This window comes from Celeribacter sp., from assembly GCF_048259695.1.
GTDB lineage: Bacteria > Pseudomonadota > Alphaproteobacteria > Rhodobacterales > Rhodobacteraceae > Celeribacter.
On record NZ_JBLXHL010000018.1, the window covers coordinates 1 to 18,198 of the forward strand.

Consider the following 18,198-nt stretch of genomic DNA (forward strand, 5'->3'; position numbering starts at 1 on the left):
GCATGGCATGCCCCGGTGAGGCTGGATCACTCGAACGCACTTTCCTCGCGACACTCAATGATGTGTCGGGCTGGCAGATAGACGGCAAGACATTGACGCTGCTGGATGAACAAGGGGCATCGCGTGCCCGCCTGGAGGCCGTTCACCTTTACTGACTCCTATCGCCGGCCGCTCAGTGCAGGGTGAAGTTGGGCTGAATACTCTGCGCAATACTCTGCGCAACAGACACCACAACGCCGTCTCCCATTTCTGAGAGGCGGCGTTGTGTGCTGCCATCAACTCTTGCCGTCAGCCACTGAGCTCAACCTTGCTCTCTGTACTGACTCATTGCTGTCTCACAGCGTTAAGCCACCATCGACGGCGATAGCCTGCCCTGTGACGTGTTCGGCCTGGGCAAGATAGGCATCCATGGGGCCCATGCTCTCAGTAACTGACCGATCCCTTGGGACAGCAGACTCTTCTGGAAACGCGCCCAAGCGATGGGATCACGCCGATATCCCATCCACCGTCTGTCAGCAGTACCACCTTGTCGTTCAGCGGTATGAGTCGTCGGCCGAATCGGCCCTGAATCCTGACAATGCGGTGCTGCTGCCATGGTGCTGTTTACATCATCAGAATGACCTCACCCATCACTCATCACTCATCACTCATCACTCATCACTGGCTCTGATGGATCTTTTCACGACTGAAAAGACAGCTCTGCCAAGAGTGTCTCTGAGGCCGAGTTTGCTCTTGAACGATCATGGTGGCAGCGACAATTCCCCCTCATGTGAGCATGTCGTTGCCAAAACTGAAGACCGACTACAGCAAGGATGATGACCTGACATGAAAACGACGTGATATCACACACCCCAGACGAGCAGCTCGCTCGGATGATAATGACGGTCCCGAGACTTGGGTATCACTCGTCGGAACACAAATGCCAGAGAAAGATCGTGAAACGGCAGGTAATGCTGAGTTCTGAGTTCTGAGTTCTGAGTACAGCATGAGCACAATACCTTACAGGGAAACTCAGGTGCTGTACTCAGAATCTGCGGCCAAGCCCTACTCCATCATCAGTTGCGCCGCTTCCACCCGCAGCTGCTCCACGGACTTGACCGATGAATTGCCGGTCTCGGATCGAAACTGGCGACTGAACTGCCGAGGGCTGAGATTGGCGGCCTCGACGAGTTGCTCGACAGAAAGCGCCGCAGTCAGATGACCGCGAGCGAACTCGAGCGCACGATGGATATGATCGCTACGCAGTGAGATATCGAGCACGCCGAATGCTCCGGCCACCCGCCTGCGCGGCCGTGATACACCACCAATTTCTTAGCGACCTCCCTGGCGATATCCGCGCCAAGGTCCTTCTTAATCATCGCCAACTCCTCGACATGCGCCCAGTGCATCGTTGCTCGATGGCCATCGAGCAAACCCGCTTCCGCCAGCACGAAGGCGCAGGTGCCGATCGAACCGATTCTGCGCACGTCCTGCTGTGCCATCTGAAGAAATTTGGTCGCTGCCTGACTGGTGGGCGTCATCAACATATTGCCCATGACCAGCAGCGTGTCGTAGCTCGACGACGTTATTGCCGAGGTTTCGACACGCATCCCCAGCGAGTTGGCGATAGGCCCTCCCGCCTCGGAGACCACCTTAATCTCGTAGGTCGGCGACGGTACCGCGAGATTGGCGAACTCGAGCGCCGAGAGCCCCGAGAGTGCCGCCATGCTCATGATCTGGAAGTGATGGGTAATCAGAAAGCCGATCGTCTGCAAGGCGCCTGTCTCCATATCAATGTCCTAAATCGCTGCGGATTTGGCCTACGCCAGCCGCCGCTCCCCGATTAACCTCATTAAAACAACATTGAGCGCACGGCGGGATATAAAAATGACGACTTTCAGCGGGCCTGGTACAGCACTGATCACGGGCGCCTCATCGGGGATCGGTGCCGATTACGCTCGCCGACTGGCAGAACGCGGCTACGACCTCATCCTGGTTGCTAGAAGCCATCAGCGCCTGAACCATCTGGCCAGCCAGATCTCCGACGAGACCGGACGCGCGGTCGAGATCCTCGGCGCCGATCTCACCGTCGCTCAGGACGTTGCCAGGATCGAAAACTTCATACGCCACGACGCCAGCCTGACGCTCTTGGTCAACAACGCGGGCGTTGGCGCAATCCAGCCGCTTGCCGAGGCAAGCCTCAAAGAGATGACCGACATGATCGCGCTGAACGTGAACGCGGTGACACGCCTGACGCATGCCGCCGTGCCGGGATTTGTCAGTCGCGGCTTCGGCACCATCGTCAATATCGCCTCTATCGTCGCGATCGCGCCGGAACTGCTCAACGGCGTCTACGGCGGCAGCAAGGCGTTCGTGCTCGCGTTCAGCCAATCACTGCATCACGAGCTGGCCGACAAGGGCATTCGCGTGCAGGCCGTCCTGCCCGGCGCCACCTCTACCGATTTCTGGAGCGTGGCCGGCCTGCCGGTCGATGAACTCAAGAAGAGCGTGCCGGTGATGGCGAGCCTCGACATGGTCGACGCCGCCCTCGCCGGGCTGGACGGCGGCGAGCTGGTGACGCTGCCCGCGCTCCCTGATATCGCCGATTGGGAGGCTTTCGAGGCCGCCCGTCAGCGCCTGATACCCCAGCTTTCCAGCACCACCCCGGCCCGGCGCTACCGGGTACCGGCCGTTCGAGCAGTCAAGCATTGATCTCAACACTCAAAACGAAGAGGACAGCATCATGAAAATGGAAAACAACACGATCTTCATCACCGGCGGCACCTCGGGCATCGGCCGTGGCTTGGCGGAAGCGTTCCACAAACTCGGCAACCAGGTCATCATCGCCGGTCGGCGCAAGGCGCTTCTGGATGAAGTCACCACGGCCAATCCCGGCATGAAAGCGATCGAGCTGGATATCGGCGACCCGGCGAGCATCGAGGCTGCAGCAAAGACCCTGATTGCCGACTACCCCCAACTCAACGTGCTGATCAACAACGCCGGCATCATGCCGTTCGACGACGCCAGCCAGGCCATCGACGACACCACGATGCAAGCGATCATCACGACCAACCTGTACGGGCCGATCCGCATGACCTCGGCGCTGATCGAACACCTCAAGCGTCAGCCGGACGCCACCATCATCAACAACACCTCGGTGCTGGCGTACGTGCCGCTGGCGGTGACCGCGGTCTACTCCGCGACCAAGGCAGCGCTTCACTCCTATTCGCTGTCGCAGCGCTTCATGCTGCGCGATACCTCGGTTCGCGTGCAGGAGATCGCCCCGCCCTGGGTGAACACCGATCTGATCAAGAAGGGCGATGATCCCCGCGCGATGCCGCTGGATCAGTTCATCACCGAGACCATGGCGGGCCTGGCTGCCGACAAGGAAGAGATCGTGGTCGAGTCGATCCAGGCGATGCGCGACAACCCCGGCGCCAACGAACATGCGCTGGTCACCGGATTCAATGCCGAGATGATCGCCAACCCGATCCCGATGTAAACGACACCTCGGCAACCTCGATACCGACTCGCGTTCTCGCTCCGGTTTCCTTTTCCCATCGCGTCGGCGCTGACCGTAACGGACAGCGCTCGGCCGCCTCACGCCCAGGGTCTGAACAGATCTGGACAGGTCTGGGAAAAGGCGATGAAGCATCGGAGCCAAGAGACATCTCATACAGCGCGCAAGGCGCCAAAGGAGCTCTGCATGGCACTGCGGATCTATCCCATCAATTTCGGCAACATGACCATGGATGCCAGCGGGCTGGTGCTGTTTCGCCAGCCAGGCTCGCTGGTCACCATTCCGGTTCTGGGTTTTCTGATTCTTGGCGGCGAAGCGCCGGTACTGGTCGATACCGGTTCGCGCAGCGCCGAGCAGTATGCGGTCTTCGGCATCGACTACCAGCAGACACGCGAGATGACGCTCAAGCACCATCTCGGCCAACACGGCCTGACCCTCGAAGACATCCGTTACGTTATCCATACCCACGCCCACATCGATCACGTCGGCGCGGATGATCAATTCCCGATGACGACCACCGTCGGGATCTCGCGCCGCGAGCTAGAGTTTGCCGCCTCGGGCCTGATGGGGCCGCTGATGTACACCGCCGCGGACACCAAACACCTGATCGATAGACTTCACACCCCGGGCGCCATTCGTCTTTTCGATGTCGACGGCACCTTCGGCGAAGAGGTCATTCCCGGCGTGGCGGTGCATCTCTCCGGAGGACACACCCCGGGGTCGCTCTCGGTTTTGGTCGAGACCGACGAGGGCATCGCCAACATCTGCGGCGATATCGCCTACCACATTGGCGACCAGCTCATCGATCCGCTACTCGATCAGGCCGCTCACGAGCCGACCATCACCGGCAACCGCGCCATGACGACGCTCGACGAAAAGCGTGCGATCAAACGCGCGCTGGCCGGCAGTCGCTTTCTGCTGCCGAGCCATGATCACCCCGCACTGGTTGAAGGCGGACGCATCGTCGGCCGGCTCGAAACCGCCATCTCCAATCCGCAGGCGACGGTGACCACCGCCGCCAGCTACGCCCTTTTGCACAAGGAGCCCGTGGCATGAATGCCTCGCTTTTGATCGACGGGGCTTTGACCGCAGGCGAAGCCGAGCTGGAGGTGATCAACCCCGCTACCGGACAGGTCTTTGCCCGCGCCCCGGCCGCCAATGCCGCACAGGCAGAGCAGGCGATCGCCGCGGCAAAACGCGCCCAGCGCGCCTGGCAGGCTCTGGGTTACAGTGGCCGCCAGCCCTATCTGGAAACGCTGGCCGACGCCATCGAGGCGCGCACCGAAGAGCTCGCCGACACCCTCAACCGGGAACGTGGTGGCCCGCTGGCGGAGTGCCGGCGTGAAGTGGCGATTACCGCGGGCGCCCTTCGTCACTTCGCGACACAGACGCTCGAAGACGAAGTGATTCGTGACAACGATGACGAGCTGGTCGTCGCCCAGCGCTACCCGCAGGGCGTGGTTGTCGCGATCATGCCGTGGAACCGGCCGATCACACTGCTCTCGTTCAAGCTGGGCCCGGCGCTGATCACCGGCAACACGGTCATCGCCAAACCGGCCCCGACCACACCGCTGACCACACTACTGCTCGGCGAAATCGCCGCCGACATCCTGCCCGCCGGTGTGTTTCAGACGCTGACCGATCGCAACGATCTGGGCGCCCTGCTCACCAGCCATCCCGACGTGGCCCACGTCAGCTTTACCGGCTCCACACCGACCGGCAAGCGTGTGCTCTCGAGCGCTGCCGAGACCCTCAAGCGCTTCACGCTGGAGCTGGGCGGCAACGATGTCGCGATCGTGCTCGACGACGCCGACATCGACACGGTCGCGCCGAAGATCTTCGCCGCCGCCATGATCAACGCCGGTCAGGTCTGCTACGCCACCAAGCGCGTCTATGCGCCTCGTTCGCTCATCGAGCCGCTGACCGAGGCCTTGGTCAGACTGGCTAACGAAGCGAAACTCGGTGATGGCCGCGACCCGGCAACGCAGATCGGCCCGCTGCAAAATCGCATGCAATACGAGAAGGTCCTTGGTTTCATCGACTCCGTGAACAATGACGGCGGCCGCATCCTGACTGGCGGCGAGGCGCTGCCCGGCGAGGGCTATTTCATTGCACCGACCATCGTGCGCGATCTGACTGACGACGCCCGGCTGGTAAGCGAGGAGCAGTTCGGCCCGGTACTGCCGATCCTCGCCTACGACGACATCGAGGAGGTGATCGCACGCGCCAATGCCAGCGAATACGGCCTTGGCGGTGCCATCTGGACGAGCAACGTGGCTCGAGGGGTCGAAATTGGCGCACGGATCGAGACCGGCACGATCTGGATCAATCAGCACATGGCGCTGCCTTATGACGTCCCCTTCGGCGGCGCCAAGCAGTCGGGCATCGGCCTTCAGAACGGCATCGATGGCATGAAGGACTTCACCCAGCTGCGCATCCTCAATGCGAGGCGGATGTCATGACAGCGTCGGCAGCGGCGTCCGCCGAGATCGTCAGCCGCTCGGTACGCATCGACGGGACGCTCCGCATTCATTATCGACTCGCCGGAGACAGCGGCCCCGTCATGCTGTTGATTCACGGCTATCCGGAAACGTCTCTTGCCTGGCGTCGCACCATCGCCCCGCTCACCGCTGCGGGATTGCGCCTGGTGATGCCGGATCTTCGCGGCGCTGGCGGGTCGTCGCGCCCCCTCGGCAGCTACGATAAGCGGACGCTGGCCAGCGACATCGCCAGCGTGCTGGACGATGCCGGGGTCGATGAACCGGTCAACATCGTCGGCCACGACATCGGCTCGATGGTCGCCTACGCTTTCGCGCGCCGCTTCCCCCAACGCACTGCCCGGCTCGCCATTCTCGACGCGCCGCTGCCCGGCACGCCAGCCCTCGAGGACGTGTGGCGAGAAGGAAAGCGCGCCTGGCATTTCCATTTCCATCAAGCCATCGACATGCCCGAAGCATTGACCGCAGGTCGCGAAGCGCTCTATCTCGATCGTTTTTACCGCGATCTCGCGCATTCTCCCGATGCTATCGATGCCGACACGAGAGCCGCTTATCTACGCGACTTTAACCAACCTGGCGCGATGCGCGCGGGCTTCGATCTCTATCGCAGTTTTACCCAGGATGCGGACGACAATCGGGCCGCGCTGGCCCGCGACGGGCGTCTGAAGATGCCAGTGTTGGCCGTGGCAGGTGAATGCGGCAGTTACGCCGACATCGTGGGGCCGATGATGCGTGAGCTGGCTGAGCGGGTTACGGAGGTCACGATTGCGAACGCGGGTCACTGGCTTGCCGAAGAGAACCCCATGGCGCTCTGCGAGGCGCTGATCGCCTTCGCGGAGGTCGCGCCGTGAAGCTCTACTATTCGCCCGGCGCCAGCTCTCTGGCCGTGCACATTCTGCTGCGAGAAACGGCGCTGTCCTTTTCTCTCTGCCGGGTTGACCTGGCCACCCACCTGACATCACGCGGTGGGGACTACTACGAGATCAATCCCCACGGTCAGGTGCCCATTCTCGAGCTGGATGACGGCAGCCATCTGACCCAGCAAGCGATCATCGCTCAGTACGTCTGCGATCTCGCCGGGCGCACCGACCTGATGCCCCAGGCTGGCAGCATGGAACGTTATCGGGTCATGGAGTGGCAAAACCATATCGCCACCGAACTGCACAAAGGCTTCTCCCCCCTGTTCTGGCGCGTGGCCGGCGCGGCGCGCGATATCGTCATTCATCGCCTACACCGTCAGTTTCGGCGTCTCGACGAGCACCTGAGCGATCAGGTTTTTCTCACGGGGCACCAGTTCACGGCCGCAGACGCCTATCTGTTCGTCATGGCGAGCTGGGGGACCTGGTTCGAGCTCGATATGCCGCGCTATCCGCACCTACGCCAGTATTTGGAGACCATCGGCCATCGTGCCTCCGTCATCAGCGCGCTGGCGGCCGAAGGTGAAGGACTGGTCATCAGCCGTGCCTACACCTGAACAATGCTACGGCGCCACCACCGCTTTGCCACGGTCTGCCCTGATATCACGCAGGCCGATGTCCCGAATCGGCGTGTCCTTGACCTACGCGCAGCGACGTTGGCAGGTCAAGATTGAAGCGTCACTGAAGCAACAATTGACCACGAATTTCACCGCAATCCATCGCCTGATAAAGGCCCAGATATTTCGAGGAGACGATCGTCATGAGCCATTTCGTCACGATGAAAGACGGCGCAAGTATTTTCTACAAGGATTGGGGGAGCGGTCAGCCGATCGTATTTGCTCATGGCTGGCCGCTGAGCGCCGATGCCTGGGATCCGCAGATGCTGTTCATGGGTCAGCATGGTTATCGAGTCATTGCCCATGACCGCCGCGGCCATGGCCGCTCCAGCCAGACCTGGCACGGCAACGACATGGATACCTATGCCGATGACTTGGCAGCCGTCATGGACGCCCTGGATATCCGAGACGCAATCATGGTCGGCCACTCGACCGGCGGCGGAGAGGTCGCGCATTACATCGGCCGTCACGGCAGCGAGCGGGTCTCGAAGGTGGTGCTGGTCGGCGCCGTGCCGCCGCTGATGCTCAAGACGCCCGATAACCCGGCCGGGACGCCGATCGAGATTTTCGACGGCATACGGGACGGCGTCGCGTCAGACCGCTCCCACTTCTACCAAGAACTGACGACACCCTTCTTCGGTGCCAACCGCGAGGGCCATAGCGTCACGCAGGGCATGCGGGACTCGTTCTGGCGCCAGGGCATGATGGGCGGCGTGAAAGGCCAATACGACTGCATTCACGAGTTCTCGGAAGTCGACTACACCAGCGATCTGCGCGCCATCGACGTTCCCACGCTGATCGTCCATGGCGACGATGATCAGATCGTGCCCATCGACGCCTCAGGCCGGCGTTCCGTCGATATCGTCGACAACGCCGAACTCAAGGTCTATGCCGGCGCACCGCACGGTCTGACGGTGACCCATGCCCAGCGGTTCAACACCGACCTGCTGAGCTTCGCTCGACACTGAGCAACAGCGTTTGGCACCTCGCGGGGTACAGGGGTGCCGGAATCGGGGGGCTATCCCCATCGCAAACGACGAGGTGATTTATCATGTCCAGAATGACCATGATTCCCGAAAGTGAAGCCAGCGGTGACGTGGCCGAAGTCTATGGCGCCGTCAAAAAAGGATTGGGTAAAATCCCCAACGCCTACGCCACCATCGCCAGCCACTCCCCCAAGGCACTGCAAGCCATGCTGGGCGCCGACAAGGCGCTGGCCGGCGGCTCGCTCTCCAAAAAGGATCAGGAGACGATCAAGCTGGTCATCAGCGAAGTCGCGGGCTGCGACTACTGCGTTGCCGCCCACACCCTGGTCGGCAAGATGGCCGGCCTTTCCCAGGACGAGATGCGTCGCGCGCGCGCCGGCAGCAAGACCGGTGACGACCAGCGCAATGCGCTCGTCAGCTTCGTCAGAACGCTGGCCACTTCCAGCGGGACACTCGGGCAAGCGGAGTATCAAGCCATCGTCGATGCCGGCTACAGCGACGCGCAGATCGTCGATATCTGTCTGGCGATAGCGGTGATCACCTTCACCAACGCCTTCAACCGGATCAACGACACCTACGTCGATTTCCCCAAGGTCGACTGAGGTCGTTGCCGGCATAGACGAAAACCGGAACCTCGCTGCAGCGAGATTCCGGTTCCCTCTCGCTCTGGCCCGGTCTGGTTTCGATCAGGATTGTCTTAGGTGGAATGGCTCAGATGGATTGGCTCAGAGGGATTGGCTCAGGCGGACACAGAGGGGCCGAACGTTCGACGAATCATCTGAGGCGACTGACCGTAATGTCGCATGAAGGCTCGGCGCATGCGCTCTCGATCGCCGAACCCTGTCTCCCTGGCCACAACCTCCAGTGAATGATGCCCCTGCTCGAGCATCAGCCTGGCCGCTTCCACCCGTAGCTGCTCCACCGCCTTGGCCGGCGATTTGCCGGTCTCGGAGCGGAACTGGCGACTGAACTGTCTCGGGCTGAGATTGGCGACTTCGGCCAACTGCTCGATCGAGAGCGGCCGTGTCAGATTCTGGCTGGCGAAATGGAGCACGGCCTGAACACGGTCCGTGCGCGGCGAGAGATCCAGCAGAGTGGAGTACTGCGATTGCCCCCCGGCGCGGCGGTGATAGACCACCAGCCGCTTGGCGACATCTCTGGCAAGGTCGCTGCCGAGATCCTTCTCGACCATCGCCAGGGCCATGTCGATACCGGCGCTCATGCCGGCCGAGGTCCAGATCGCCCCGTCGGTGATGAAGATTCGGTCCGCTTCGACCTGGATGTCGGGATAACCCTGCGCCAGCAGCGCCGCAAATCGCCAGTGCGTCGTTGCTCGCCGCCCCTTCAGCAGCCCGGCTTCGGCGAGCAGGAAGGCGCCACGACAGATCGCGCCGATTCGCCTGACCTCGTGCTGCGCTTTCCCCAGGTAATCGAGCATGACCGGCGAAGCCGCCGCCAGACCATTGCCCGGAATCAGCAACGTATCGTAGCCGTATCCCGTTATTCGGGAGGTAACCAACGGAACGCCCAGCGAACTCACGACGTTACCGCCCTGTTCGGAGAGTACCTCTATCGAATAGCGATCCCCACCGGCGGACTCGTTGGCGAGCTCGAAGACCGCCATCACCGAGAGACTCATGATCTGAAAACCCGGTAATAGAATGAAGCCAATGCGTTGCATGCCCCCACCTCCCCGAGTGGCGCCCGGCCTTCTCTACCCGCCCCCGAGCGGGCGCCACGATCCATTGTTGTTTTTGCGCTCAGCGTGCCGAGACCAACCCCATCTGAGTGAGCAGCGTCAGATTATCCTCAATATGCCAGTTGTCCGTGATCTTGCCATCGGTCACTTTGACCAGGTCGGTGGCAATGAACTCGACTGGCTGCCCTTCACCGGAAACCGTCTCTCCATCGGCTGTGGGAAACGTGCCAGTGAAATGACCGCTGAATATCATATGGGTCGTGACATACTCGCCAGCCACGATCATTTCTCGCACACGCACTTCTAGATCCGGCACCGCCTGGCGAAAGACCCGTGACGCCGTCGCGGGCCCTTCGGGGCCCTGCGGCCGGCCGGGTGGCAGGGTGTGGTCGGTGAACGTCGGTGCAATCGCCAGATTGAGCGCCGCTTCGTCTCCGGTGTTCCAGAACGCGTAGAAGTGTCGCGCGGCCACTTCCGCTTGATGCTCCTGGGCCGAATCCTGTCCGGCATGCACGAGATGCTGAATATCCAGCGAGTTGGCAGTCTCGGCCATCACGGCCGCTGGCGCCAAGCTGAACGTCATCGACAGTGCCAGTAAACCGGCGCGCGTCAGAGATTTCATGATGATTTCCTCCGGAAAGCTCGCGCTCAGTTGATCAACGCACCGCCATCGATATCGATGATGGCGCCGGTCATGGATAAGTTGTCGATCGCGAACAGATAGCCCGCCGCAACATCTTCCGGCTGCGCTACGCGGCCGGCCGGTAGCTTCGCCGCCGTGCTCTCCAGCATCTGGCGGCGCTTTTCGTCGTCCATCGCGCTGTAGGCTTCAGTATCGGTCAGGCCGGGGCTGACGATGTTGACGCGAAGTGGTGCCAGCTCCTTGGCCAGTAGCTTGACCGTCGCTTCCAGCGCCGCGTTGATCGCCGTCTTGACGAACGTGCCGGGCACCGTGCGCCGAGCCAGAAAGCCGGAAGTCAGCGTCAGCGTGCCGCCGGGGCGCAGATGTGAAGCCGCCGCCTGTGCGACACCGATCGCACCCCAGAACTTGATATCGAATGCGGCTTTCGCGGCCTCGACATCCACCTCCTCGACAGAACCGCCCGGCGCCTGGGAGCCAGCGGTGAAGACGATGTGATCCACTGGTCCGTGCTGCTCGAACCACGCCTGGATGGCTTGCGGGTCGGCGATATCGAGGCCAGTCGAACCGCTTGCCCGGGTGACGGTGCCGGGGCGCTGCGCCAGCGCGTCTGCCACGGCGCGGCCGATGCCGGAGGTACCGCCGACAATGACACTCTGAGTATTGTCGTTGAATGACATGGTCTTTCTCCTTGAGGAGGAAATGCAGTTTGAAGAATCATCTGGTGGATGAGAGCGACTCGCTAGGCGGCGCCGATCTTCGTTGCTCCGTCCAGCCACCGGTCGGCGGCCGCCAGCGGCGTCATACCCTCTCGGCAAATTCGGTAATCGAGCTCGCTGACAACCGCATTGCCCAGCGCCAGCGTGCTCAGTGTTTCGAGAAGCTCGCCGGACATCGTCCTGGCCACGGTTTCATGGACAATCAATCGGGCGTCGTCGCGACCACCCAACAGCCCCTTGGGTTCGGCCAGTTCACGAATCCGGTACCTGTAATGCAGGAACTGCGGGTGCCATAGCGGCACCACGAGCCACTCTTTCTGCGCCACCGCGCGCTCGAAGTGGCTGAAGCACGCTTCCTCGCTGCCGGTCTCGAAGTGATAGCCGAGGCCGTCGAGCCCATAGGCGGTGACCATCTCGCGCGAGAACCGGCTGATGCCGGCACCGGGGTTGATGCCCTGAATCAGCCGACTCATGCGTTCAGCCACTTCCGGCTTGCGCAGATCCTCGACCGAGGCGACGTCGGCCTCCGGAACGTAATCCGGTACGCCCCAGATACAGTAGGGCTGATAGAGCAGACCGAGCTTGCGCGTCTCGTGCTCGAAGGGCCCGAAATAACCACCATGACTCGCCGGCAGCCAGGCGGAAACGAGCATATCCACCTCATCGGCACCGTAGCGACGAAACATCTCTTCGTGCGGGGCCGCGACCGTCTCGACATCATGGCCGTGGCGCTCCAGCAACCGTTGAACGATCGCGGCGCTGGCGGCATGGAAACTCAGATCGATATTGCCCAGACGAATGGGTGCTGACATGACGCAACCTCCCTGACAGTCGATGATGTGTGATGACGTTACTCGGTGGGTGCCGGTTGGGCGCCGATATCGACCCGGAACAGGCTGTAGGGGTGCTGACGCAGATCACGGCCAGCATGGAACCCCGGCTGGCGTTGGAGCTGGTTGGCAGTGAAATAGAGATAGCCGTCGGTGCCGATCGTCAGCGTATCGGGCCAGAGCACGCGCGGGTCGTGAACCAGCGTGTGCCACTCGCCGTTCGGCAGCCGCTGACGAATACCGTTGTGCTCGTAGTCGCCGGCATAGACCGCACCGTAGGCATCGGCAGCCAGCCCGTCGGAGGCGCCCTTTTCGCCCAGATCCTTCACCGCCCGGGAGAGCTCCTGCTCGGACACGTTGGCATCCCGAAGCAGCTCGGTCGCCACCGAGTAGAGCCGGCGGCTGGAGAGCGGACTGAAATAGAGCGTCTGGCCATCCGGCGACAACGCGATGCCATCGGAGGCGACACGAAAGGGCGTCGCGCTGCCGTCAGCGCTGCGGCTCAGCAGGGCCTTGCCCTCGACGATCGGCACGAAATCGGGATCCGCCGAAGTCGAAACATCACCACTGAGCCGCCGCGTCGCCTCGCCGCTGGCAAGATCCATGACGATAATGCCGCCGGGGCCGCTGATGGAGGAGTCCGTCACATAGACGACCCCGGCCTTACCGACACGGAAATCGAAACGCATGTCGTTGACGTAGGTGCTGGGCAGAATCACGTCTTGCGGGAACACCAGCGTCCTCACGATCTGGTTGGTGGCGAGATCGATCTCGACCAGCTTGGCCCCGCCCGGTACCGGCGATTGAAATCCGGGCGCAGCGGTATCCAGCACCCAGAGATGGTTGCGACCGTCGGCCACGACGCTCTGTACGCTGATAAACCCGCGGCCCGGATCATTCGAAGTGGATGAATTGGCGGCCTGATCGGGATAGGCCACGACCTTTCCGTCCCTGATCTCACCGACGGCGAACGGTGGCTGGTCGCCCCACTGGGGAAAATTGACGAACAGCCGGCCGCTGCGACTGATGGTGACGCCGGTCGGCATGGGGCCCGTAAAGGCGTGGACCTGCTCGATGTGGCCGAAGAGTCTCTCTTCGGGCATGTCGTTGGAAACGGCTAACGCCTGCTGGGACGCCAAACCTATCGCCAATCCCAGCGTGGCCATCTTGATGTGGGTTTTCATTGGAATGCTCCTACGGCCGCCCGCGTTACCACCTAAGGCAACGCGGTGCGATCGGTAACGATTATCGATGTCTATTCACTAAGCGCCGGTTATTCGCTCAGGGCTGTCTATCCGCTCAAGGCTGTCAGCTCGGGAAGCCTTCAAGAACGACTTTGCCGCGGGCGCGGTTGCTCTCGATGAAGGCGTGGGCCCGGCGCAGGTTGGCAGCGCTGATCAAACCGAAGTGCTCGCCAAGTGTCGTTTTCAACCGCTGCTGATCGATGAGCGTGCTGATCCGCTCGAGCAGTTGATGCTGACGAATCATGTCAGGCGTCTCGAACAGCGGCCGAGCGAACATGAACTCCCAGTGCAGCGACAGGCTCTTGCGCTTTAGCGGCATGGCGTCAAGCGATTCGGGATCGTCGATCAGCGCCAGCTTGCCCTGCGGCGCCAGCGCTTCAATGAGCTGGGCGTAATGGCTATCGGTGTGGGTCAGGCTCGCCACATGAGTCACCTGCTCGATACCGATGCGACTGAGTTCTTCGGTAATCGAGCGGCTGTGATCGATGACGTGATGCGCGCCGAGCTGAAGCGCCCAGTCGCGTGTCTCTTCGCGCGAAGCGGTGCCGATGATCGTCAGATGCGTGAGTTGGCGAGCGAGCTGGACCAGAATCGAGCCCACGCCACCAGCAGCACCGGTGATCAACAGCGTTTCGCCCTCGCCGCCGTTTTCCGCCACGCCGAGCCGATCGAATAGCAATTCCCATGCGGTGATCGCAGTCAGCGGTAGCGCCACGGCCTCGGCATTGCTCAGGGAGCTTGGCTTGTGACCTACGATGCGTTCGTCGACCAGATGAAATTCGCTGTAGCTACCGGGGCGCGCAATGGACCCGGCGTAGAAGACTTCGTCACCGGGTTGGAACAGTGTGACCTCGCTACCGATTTCGCGCACGATACCCACGGCATCCCACCCCAGCACTCGCGGCTCGCTGGTGGCGACGTTGCGTCGCAGTTTGGTGTCGGCCGGATTGACGGATATCGCGCGAATCTCCACCGACAGATCCCGCGCGCCGGGAACAGGCTTGGGCAGGTCGATGTCGATCAGTGAATTGTCGTCTTCGATCGGTAGGCCATGTTGGGTATAGGCGATCGCTTTCATCTCGGTTTCCTCTCGCAACGAAACGGGGTATTGACGGGTGAGGGGCAAGTGAGGCTATCTTTACCGGCGTGCCGGCGAGGAAACAGGCAGGCAATCGAATAACACTTTCACAAGAAATGAATAAATCGCCCAAGAATGAATAAATCGCGCGAGATGGATACATGATTCGGTTGGAAGACCTGACACTTTTCGTCCGGGTGGCGGCACTGGGAAGCTTTTCCCGCGCTGCGCGGGAGGTAGATCTGCTGCCAGGGCAAGTCAGCGTGGCGATCAAACGCCTGGAGGAATCACTGGAAGTTCGACTCTTCGCGCGTTCGACACGCAGCCTGCGACTGACCGCCGAGGGAGAGGCCTATCTTCCCTACGCGCGGGATATGCTCGAAACGCTGCAGGCGGGTAGCGAACAGATCCGGCGGACCGACACCGAACTCAGTGGCACCCTGCAGATCGCCGCGCCTTCCGATCTCGGACGCAACAGCGTGATGCGCTGGCTGCGGGAGTTTCGCGCGCAGCATCCGGCGCTCAACCTCCGGCTGTTTCTCTCGGACCAGGTCGCAAATGTCTTCCGCGACCCCGTCGATGTCGCGATTCGCTACGGTCACATGAGTGACGGAAGTTACATCGCACTCCCGCTGGCCTCAGAAAATCGTCGCATGCTGGTGGCCTCGCCCGACTATCTCGCTAATCACGGGCAACCGAAGTCCCCCGAGGCCCTAAAACTGCACAACTGCTTGTGCTACGTGCTCAAGGGGCGCATCCATGATCGCTGGACATTCGAGGTTTCCGGTACACAGCAAGAAGTCGAGGTCTCCGGCAGCATGCAGTGCGATGATGCCGATGTCGTCCGGCGCTGGGCGTTGGCAGGAGAAGGGATCGTCTACAAGTCCTGGCTGGATGTCGCCGAGGACGTTCGCGATGGCCGGCTCGTCGCTCTCCTCCCTCACTGTAAGGGCGAGCCCACGCCATTACATCTGGTGTGTCCACACCGCAAACAGTTTTCGCCGGCGGTACGCCAGCTACATACCTTGCTGAAGACGCAATGCCAGACTCTGATGGAAGAGCTGCCGGGACCAACTTCCACCGGATGAACCGCTTCAGTCCAAGTAAGCACCGCAGTCAGCCATAAAAAAACCAGCCACACAGTGGCCGAGGCGTTAAGAGATAGCGGATGTCTCTGGGTATGTCTGGGTATGAGTCAGCATTCGGCAGCAAGTGCCTGATGACTGGCTGGCGATGATGCTCGCGACTCAGTCGAGACTGGAAAATCTCACTTCGATATTGCCCTGGCCACTCGCGGCAGGCTGCCCGACGCTCTACAGTTCTCTCACGGCAGTAAGCCATTATCCACCAGTTCTTCGGCGCCAGCGGAGATCTGCGTTTCGCGCATGGTCACGGCCGAGATATAGGCCAGTTACTGATCGAATGACCGTTAGGCCATGACGTTATTCGCCTGAGCAACGACCGGCAGCGCGACGATCAAGGCGATATCTGTAGGAACATTCCATGCCGGCAGAACCGGGTACTATCACCTCGTTTCACCAGCCTCTCAAAACATCACAGATGATGTACTGACCTGGGGGCACCAGTGCGCCGAGCAGATCCAGCAACTCGAACCTGCCGTGAGCGCATGGGAGTCACTTGCCACTGAGCCCCCGAGACTGGACAAGACGCTAGCGGATCAACCTCTGTATGGCGTGCCAATCGGAATCAAGGACATCATCGATACCGTGGATCACCCCACCATGTGGGGCAATGGGGGGGTATCTGCGTTCATCCACCTCGCTGGTCGACGCCTCGCTGGTGACGCTGCTCAAGCAGCGAGGCGCACTCATCATGGGCAAGACAGTATCGACCAAATTCGCCTACTACACCCTCGGCAAGACCCGCAATCCTCATGATATCGAGCGTCCCCTTGGTGGCTCGTCCAGCGGCTCGGCTGCCGCTGTGGCCGCCGGTATGGTACCGATCGCGTTCGGTACCCAGACAGCCGGCAGCATGATTCGCCCAGCCAGCTACTGCGGAGTCTTTGGCTTCAAACCGACATATAATACGCTCAGTGCCGGCGGAGTACGTGGCTTTGCGCCTTCGCTGGATACCATTGGCTGGTTCGCCCGCAGCGTCGAGGACATTGCTACAGTGTTCTCGAGCCTGACAGGAGCGGAGGAGATCCAGCCATTGGATAGCCTCGCGGGTATTCGCATCGGCGTCTTCAGCCTGCCCTCCAAGACAGCGATGGACGCTGACGCTCAACGAGTACTCGCCGAGGCTGAGCAAGTCGCACGCCAAGCTGGCACCGAAATCGTATCGCTGGATCTAGGCGACGATATCAAATGCTTGGTCGAGCAACAGCAGGTGGTCATGGCCTACGAGGCTGCAAGGACACTGGCCAGTGAGTACAAGGAATTTTTCGATCAGATGGTGCCCAAGTTGGTCGAGTTGATCGAGGAAGGACGTACCATCGGCTGGCAGCGCTATTGTGACGCGATGCGGGCAGTTGCCAAGGCTCGCCAGTCACTATCGCAGGTATTCGCGACCCAAGTAGACGCCATACTTGCGGCCAGTGCAACGGGAGAGGCACCACTGGGGATCAAGGCTACGGGTGACTCGCTCTACTGTCGAGGCTGGACGCTTCTGGGGGTTCCCTGCCTCAACCTACCCGTCGGCAAGGGCAGTGCTGGTATGCCTATCGGAGTACAGTTGATTGCGGACCGCTGGGCTGACGAGCACCTACTTGCCATGGCTTCTTCGCTTGCTGTGAACGCTCCGGCTATATCCTCCAAGACATCCCCCAAGACGCAGGATGGCCCGGAGTCAGCGCGAGACAATATTGCCTCATCTGATCTGATGCGATAGCCAGCCTAGCTGATAGGGCTTGACGGTCGACCTGGTGGATCGATGAAGTCCTGTCAGGTGCCATTGACGAGTATCGCAGGTATCGCATCATGTGAGATCGAAACACATCTGGAGCATTATAGAGTGGGCACACACCAGTTGGCCCGAGCGGAAGTTTGGGCTAGCTTGTGTTTTCCATTCTTTCCCCCTTACCCACTCCCCCACTCCTCGCGTCGACGTCTCTGCGGCTCATGTTACGCACTTACTGAGCTCGCCTCCTCCGCTCGTTTCGCCTGCTTTCTCAGCGGCAAACATGACGCTCGCCCTCATCATGAATCGCACTCAACTTGAACATTAAAAAATCCAGTTTGTCTCATGAAGCTGTTGAATGGATACTCATCTGCATCAGATCGTTGATGAAGACTTCCCATGACGCTGCACTTCACAGACAGCACAGGGAACGTGATGGCGAGCAGCGTGTCTCTCCCGGCATGGATGCGTTCTCACAGAGAGCAACCCGCTCACGAGACGCCTGAAAGATCACGGGAAGATGTCGACGACACAGTGAATTTTCTCTCTCAGGATCAGGGTGAACGCCATGAGCAACGAATTCGGTTTCAGCATCAACAGTCTGCGCTT

The 18,198-nt window shown here is 61.0% G+C and carries 18 protein-coding genes; 11 read left to right on the plus strand and 7 right to left on the minus strand.

All coding sequences use genetic code 11. The features are described from left to right. Nucleotides 1-2: 2 nt before the first annotated feature. The gene (locus ACN0Q0_RS15895) at nt 3-155 is read left to right on the plus strand and encodes an META domain-containing protein (RefSeq protein WP_417244322.1); all 153 of its coding nucleotides are present in this window, start codon (nt 3-5) and stop codon (nt 153-155) included. 1,038 nt (nt 156-1,193) lie between these two features. Here the strand turns inward: ACN0Q0_RS15895 and ACN0Q0_RS15900 are convergent. Then, entirely contained in the window at nt 1,194-1,769 is a 576-nt protein-coding gene (locus ACN0Q0_RS15900) for a DJ-1/PfpI family protein (RefSeq protein ID WP_417244305.1), read from the minus strand. Between the two features lie 97 nt (nt 1,770-1,866). Here ACN0Q0_RS15900 and ACN0Q0_RS15905 point away from each other — a divergent pair, with 97 nt between their 5' ends. From ACN0Q0_RS15905 to ACN0Q0_RS15940, 8 genes are all read left to right on the plus strand, one after another. After that, complete coding sequence (locus ACN0Q0_RS15905; RefSeq protein WP_417244306.1) at nt 1,867-2,691, plus strand: SDR family NAD(P)-dependent oxidoreductase; 825 nt, start codon at nt 1,867-1,869, stop codon at nt 2,689-2,691. A 31-nt stretch (nt 2,692-2,722) separates the two neighbouring features. Continuing rightward, a complete protein-coding gene (locus tag ACN0Q0_RS15910; RefSeq protein ID WP_417244307.1) occupies nt 2,723-3,481 on the plus strand; it encodes an SDR family oxidoreductase in 759 nt (252 codons plus the stop codon). Nucleotides 3,482-3,685: 204 nt separating this feature from the next. Next, on the plus strand, nt 3,686-4,555 hold the full coding sequence (locus ACN0Q0_RS15915) for an N-acyl homoserine lactonase family protein (protein WP_417244308.1): 870 nt from the start codon (nt 3,686-3,688) through the stop codon (nt 4,553-4,555). Beyond that, nucleotides 4,552-5,961 (plus strand): aldehyde dehydrogenase family protein, encoded by a 1,410-nt coding sequence (locus ACN0Q0_RS15920; protein ID WP_417244309.1) that lies wholly within the window; start codon nt 4,552-4,554, stop codon nt 5,959-5,961. Before ACN0Q0_RS15915 ends, ACN0Q0_RS15920 begins: the two co-directional genes overlap by 4 nt. Continuing rightward, nucleotides 5,958-6,848, plus strand: a complete 891-nt coding sequence (locus ACN0Q0_RS15925; RefSeq protein ID WP_417244310.1) for an alpha/beta fold hydrolase — start codon at nt 5,958-5,960, stop codon at nt 6,846-6,848. Before ACN0Q0_RS15920 ends, ACN0Q0_RS15925 begins: the two co-directional genes overlap by 4 nt. Beyond that, nucleotides 6,845-7,471, plus strand: coding sequence for a glutathione transferase GstA (gene gstA / locus ACN0Q0_RS15930; protein WP_417244311.1), 627 nt, complete (start codon nt 6,845-6,847; stop codon nt 7,469-7,471). The genes ACN0Q0_RS15925 and gstA overlap by 4 nt, the downstream gene beginning before the upstream one ends. A 203-nt stretch (nt 7,472-7,674) precedes the next feature. Next, a complete protein-coding gene (locus tag ACN0Q0_RS15935; protein ID WP_417244312.1) occupies nt 7,675-8,499 on the plus strand; it encodes an alpha/beta fold hydrolase in 825 nt (274 codons plus the stop codon). A gap of 83 nt (nt 8,500-8,582) precedes the next feature. Continuing rightward, nucleotides 8,583-9,119 carry a carboxymuconolactone decarboxylase family protein gene (locus ACN0Q0_RS15940; protein ID WP_417244313.1) on the plus strand — a complete coding sequence of 179 codons (537 nt, stop codon included), beginning with the start codon at nt 8,583-8,585 and terminating at the stop codon, nt 9,117-9,119. 137 nt (nt 9,120-9,256) lie between these two features. On the opposite strand, the gene ACN0Q0_RS15945 is transcribed toward ACN0Q0_RS15940, so the two are convergent. The 6 genes from ACN0Q0_RS15945 to ACN0Q0_RS15970 form a co-directional block, all read right to left on the minus strand. Beyond that, nucleotides 9,257-10,198 (minus strand): GlxA family transcriptional regulator, encoded by a 942-nt coding sequence (locus ACN0Q0_RS15945; RefSeq protein WP_417244314.1) that lies wholly within the window; start codon nt 10,196-10,198, stop codon nt 9,257-9,259. A 79-nt stretch (nt 10,199-10,277) separates the two neighbouring features. Further along, nucleotides 10,278-10,838, minus strand: a complete 561-nt coding sequence (locus ACN0Q0_RS15950; RefSeq protein WP_417244315.1) for an ester cyclase — start codon at nt 10,836-10,838, stop codon at nt 10,278-10,280. Between the two features lie 26 nt (nt 10,839-10,864). Continuing rightward, complete coding sequence (locus tag ACN0Q0_RS15955) at nt 10,865-11,536, minus strand: SDR family oxidoreductase (RefSeq protein WP_417244316.1); 672 nt, start codon at nt 11,534-11,536, stop codon at nt 10,865-10,867. Between the two features lie 62 nt (nt 11,537-11,598). Beyond that, on the minus strand, nt 11,599-12,387 hold the full coding sequence (locus tag ACN0Q0_RS15960; protein ID WP_417244317.1) for a glycine betaine ABC transporter substrate-binding protein: 789 nt from the start codon (nt 12,385-12,387) through the stop codon (nt 11,599-11,601). Nucleotides 12,388-12,425: 38 nt separating this feature from the next. Beyond that, complete coding sequence (locus ACN0Q0_RS15965) at nt 12,426-13,589, minus strand: L-dopachrome tautomerase-related protein (RefSeq protein ID WP_417244318.1); 1,164 nt, start codon at nt 13,587-13,589, stop codon at nt 12,426-12,428. A gap of 124 nt (nt 13,590-13,713) precedes the next feature. Continuing rightward, complete coding sequence (locus ACN0Q0_RS15970; RefSeq protein ID WP_417244319.1) at nt 13,714-14,727, minus strand: zinc-binding alcohol dehydrogenase family protein; 1,014 nt, start codon at nt 14,725-14,727, stop codon at nt 13,714-13,716. Nucleotides 14,728-14,888: 161 nt separating this feature from the next. On the opposite strand from ACN0Q0_RS15970, the gene ACN0Q0_RS15975 reads away from it, so the two are divergent. Together ACN0Q0_RS15975 and ACN0Q0_RS15980 are read left to right on the plus strand one after the other, a co-directional pair. Further along, nucleotides 14,889-15,815, plus strand: coding sequence for a LysR family transcriptional regulator (locus tag ACN0Q0_RS15975; RefSeq protein WP_417244320.1), 927 nt, complete (start codon nt 14,889-14,891; stop codon nt 15,813-15,815). Nucleotides 15,816-16,479: 664 nt separating this feature from the next. Then, nucleotides 16,480-17,580, plus strand: a complete 1,101-nt coding sequence (locus ACN0Q0_RS15980) for an amidase family protein (protein WP_417244321.1) — start codon at nt 16,480-16,482, stop codon at nt 17,578-17,580. Nucleotides 17,581-18,198 lie beyond the last annotated feature (618 nt).

Coding starts and splice junctions, on each gene's coding strand:
- ACN0Q0_RS15895 (WP_417244322.1), top strand. CDS start 3: ATGGCATGCCCCGGTGAGGCTGGATCACTCGAACGCACTTTCCTCGCG.
- ACN0Q0_RS15900 (WP_417244305.1), bottom strand. CDS start 1,769: ATGGAGACAGGCGCCTTGCAGACGATCGGCTTTCTGATTACCCATCAC.
- ACN0Q0_RS15905 (WP_417244306.1), top strand. CDS start 1,867: ATGACGACTTTCAGCGGGCCTGGTACAGCACTGATCACGGGCGCCTCA.
- ACN0Q0_RS15910 (WP_417244307.1), top strand. CDS start 2,723: ATGAAAATGGAAAACAACACGATCTTCATCACCGGCGGCACCTCGGGC.
- ACN0Q0_RS15915 (WP_417244308.1), top strand. CDS start 3,686: ATGGCACTGCGGATCTATCCCATCAATTTCGGCAACATGACCATGGAT.
- ACN0Q0_RS15920 (WP_417244309.1), top strand. CDS start 4,552: ATGAATGCCTCGCTTTTGATCGACGGGGCTTTGACCGCAGGCGAAGCC.
- ACN0Q0_RS15925 (WP_417244310.1), top strand. CDS start 5,958: ATGACAGCGTCGGCAGCGGCGTCCGCCGAGATCGTCAGCCGCTCGGTA.
- ACN0Q0_RS15935 (WP_417244312.1), top strand. CDS start 7,675: ATGAGCCATTTCGTCACGATGAAAGACGGCGCAAGTATTTTCTACAAG.
- ACN0Q0_RS15940 (WP_417244313.1), top strand. CDS start 8,583: ATGTCCAGAATGACCATGATTCCCGAAAGTGAAGCCAGCGGTGACGTG.
- ACN0Q0_RS15945 (WP_417244314.1), bottom strand. CDS start 10,198: ATGCAACGCATTGGCTTCATTCTATTACCGGGTTTTCAGATCATGAGT.
- ACN0Q0_RS15950 (WP_417244315.1), bottom strand. CDS start 10,838: ATGAAATCTCTGACGCGCGCCGGTTTACTGGCACTGTCGATGACGTTC.
- ACN0Q0_RS15955 (WP_417244316.1), bottom strand. CDS start 11,536: ATGTCATTCAACGACAATACTCAGAGTGTCATTGTCGGCGGTACCTCC.
- ACN0Q0_RS15960 (WP_417244317.1), bottom strand. CDS start 12,387: ATGTCAGCACCCATTCGTCTGGGCAATATCGATCTGAGTTTCCATGCC.
- ACN0Q0_RS15965 (WP_417244318.1), bottom strand. CDS start 13,589: ATGAAAACCCACATCAAGATGGCCACGCTGGGATTGGCGATAGGTTTG.
- ACN0Q0_RS15970 (WP_417244319.1), bottom strand. CDS start 14,727: ATGAAAGCGATCGCCTATACCCAACATGGCCTACCGATCGAAGACGAC.
- ACN0Q0_RS15975 (WP_417244320.1), top strand. CDS start 14,889: ATGATTCGGTTGGAAGACCTGACACTTTTCGTCCGGGTGGCGGCACTG.
- ACN0Q0_RS15980 (WP_417244321.1), top strand. CDS start 16,480: ATGGGGGGGTATCTGCGTTCATCCACCTCGCTGGTCGACGCCTCGCTG.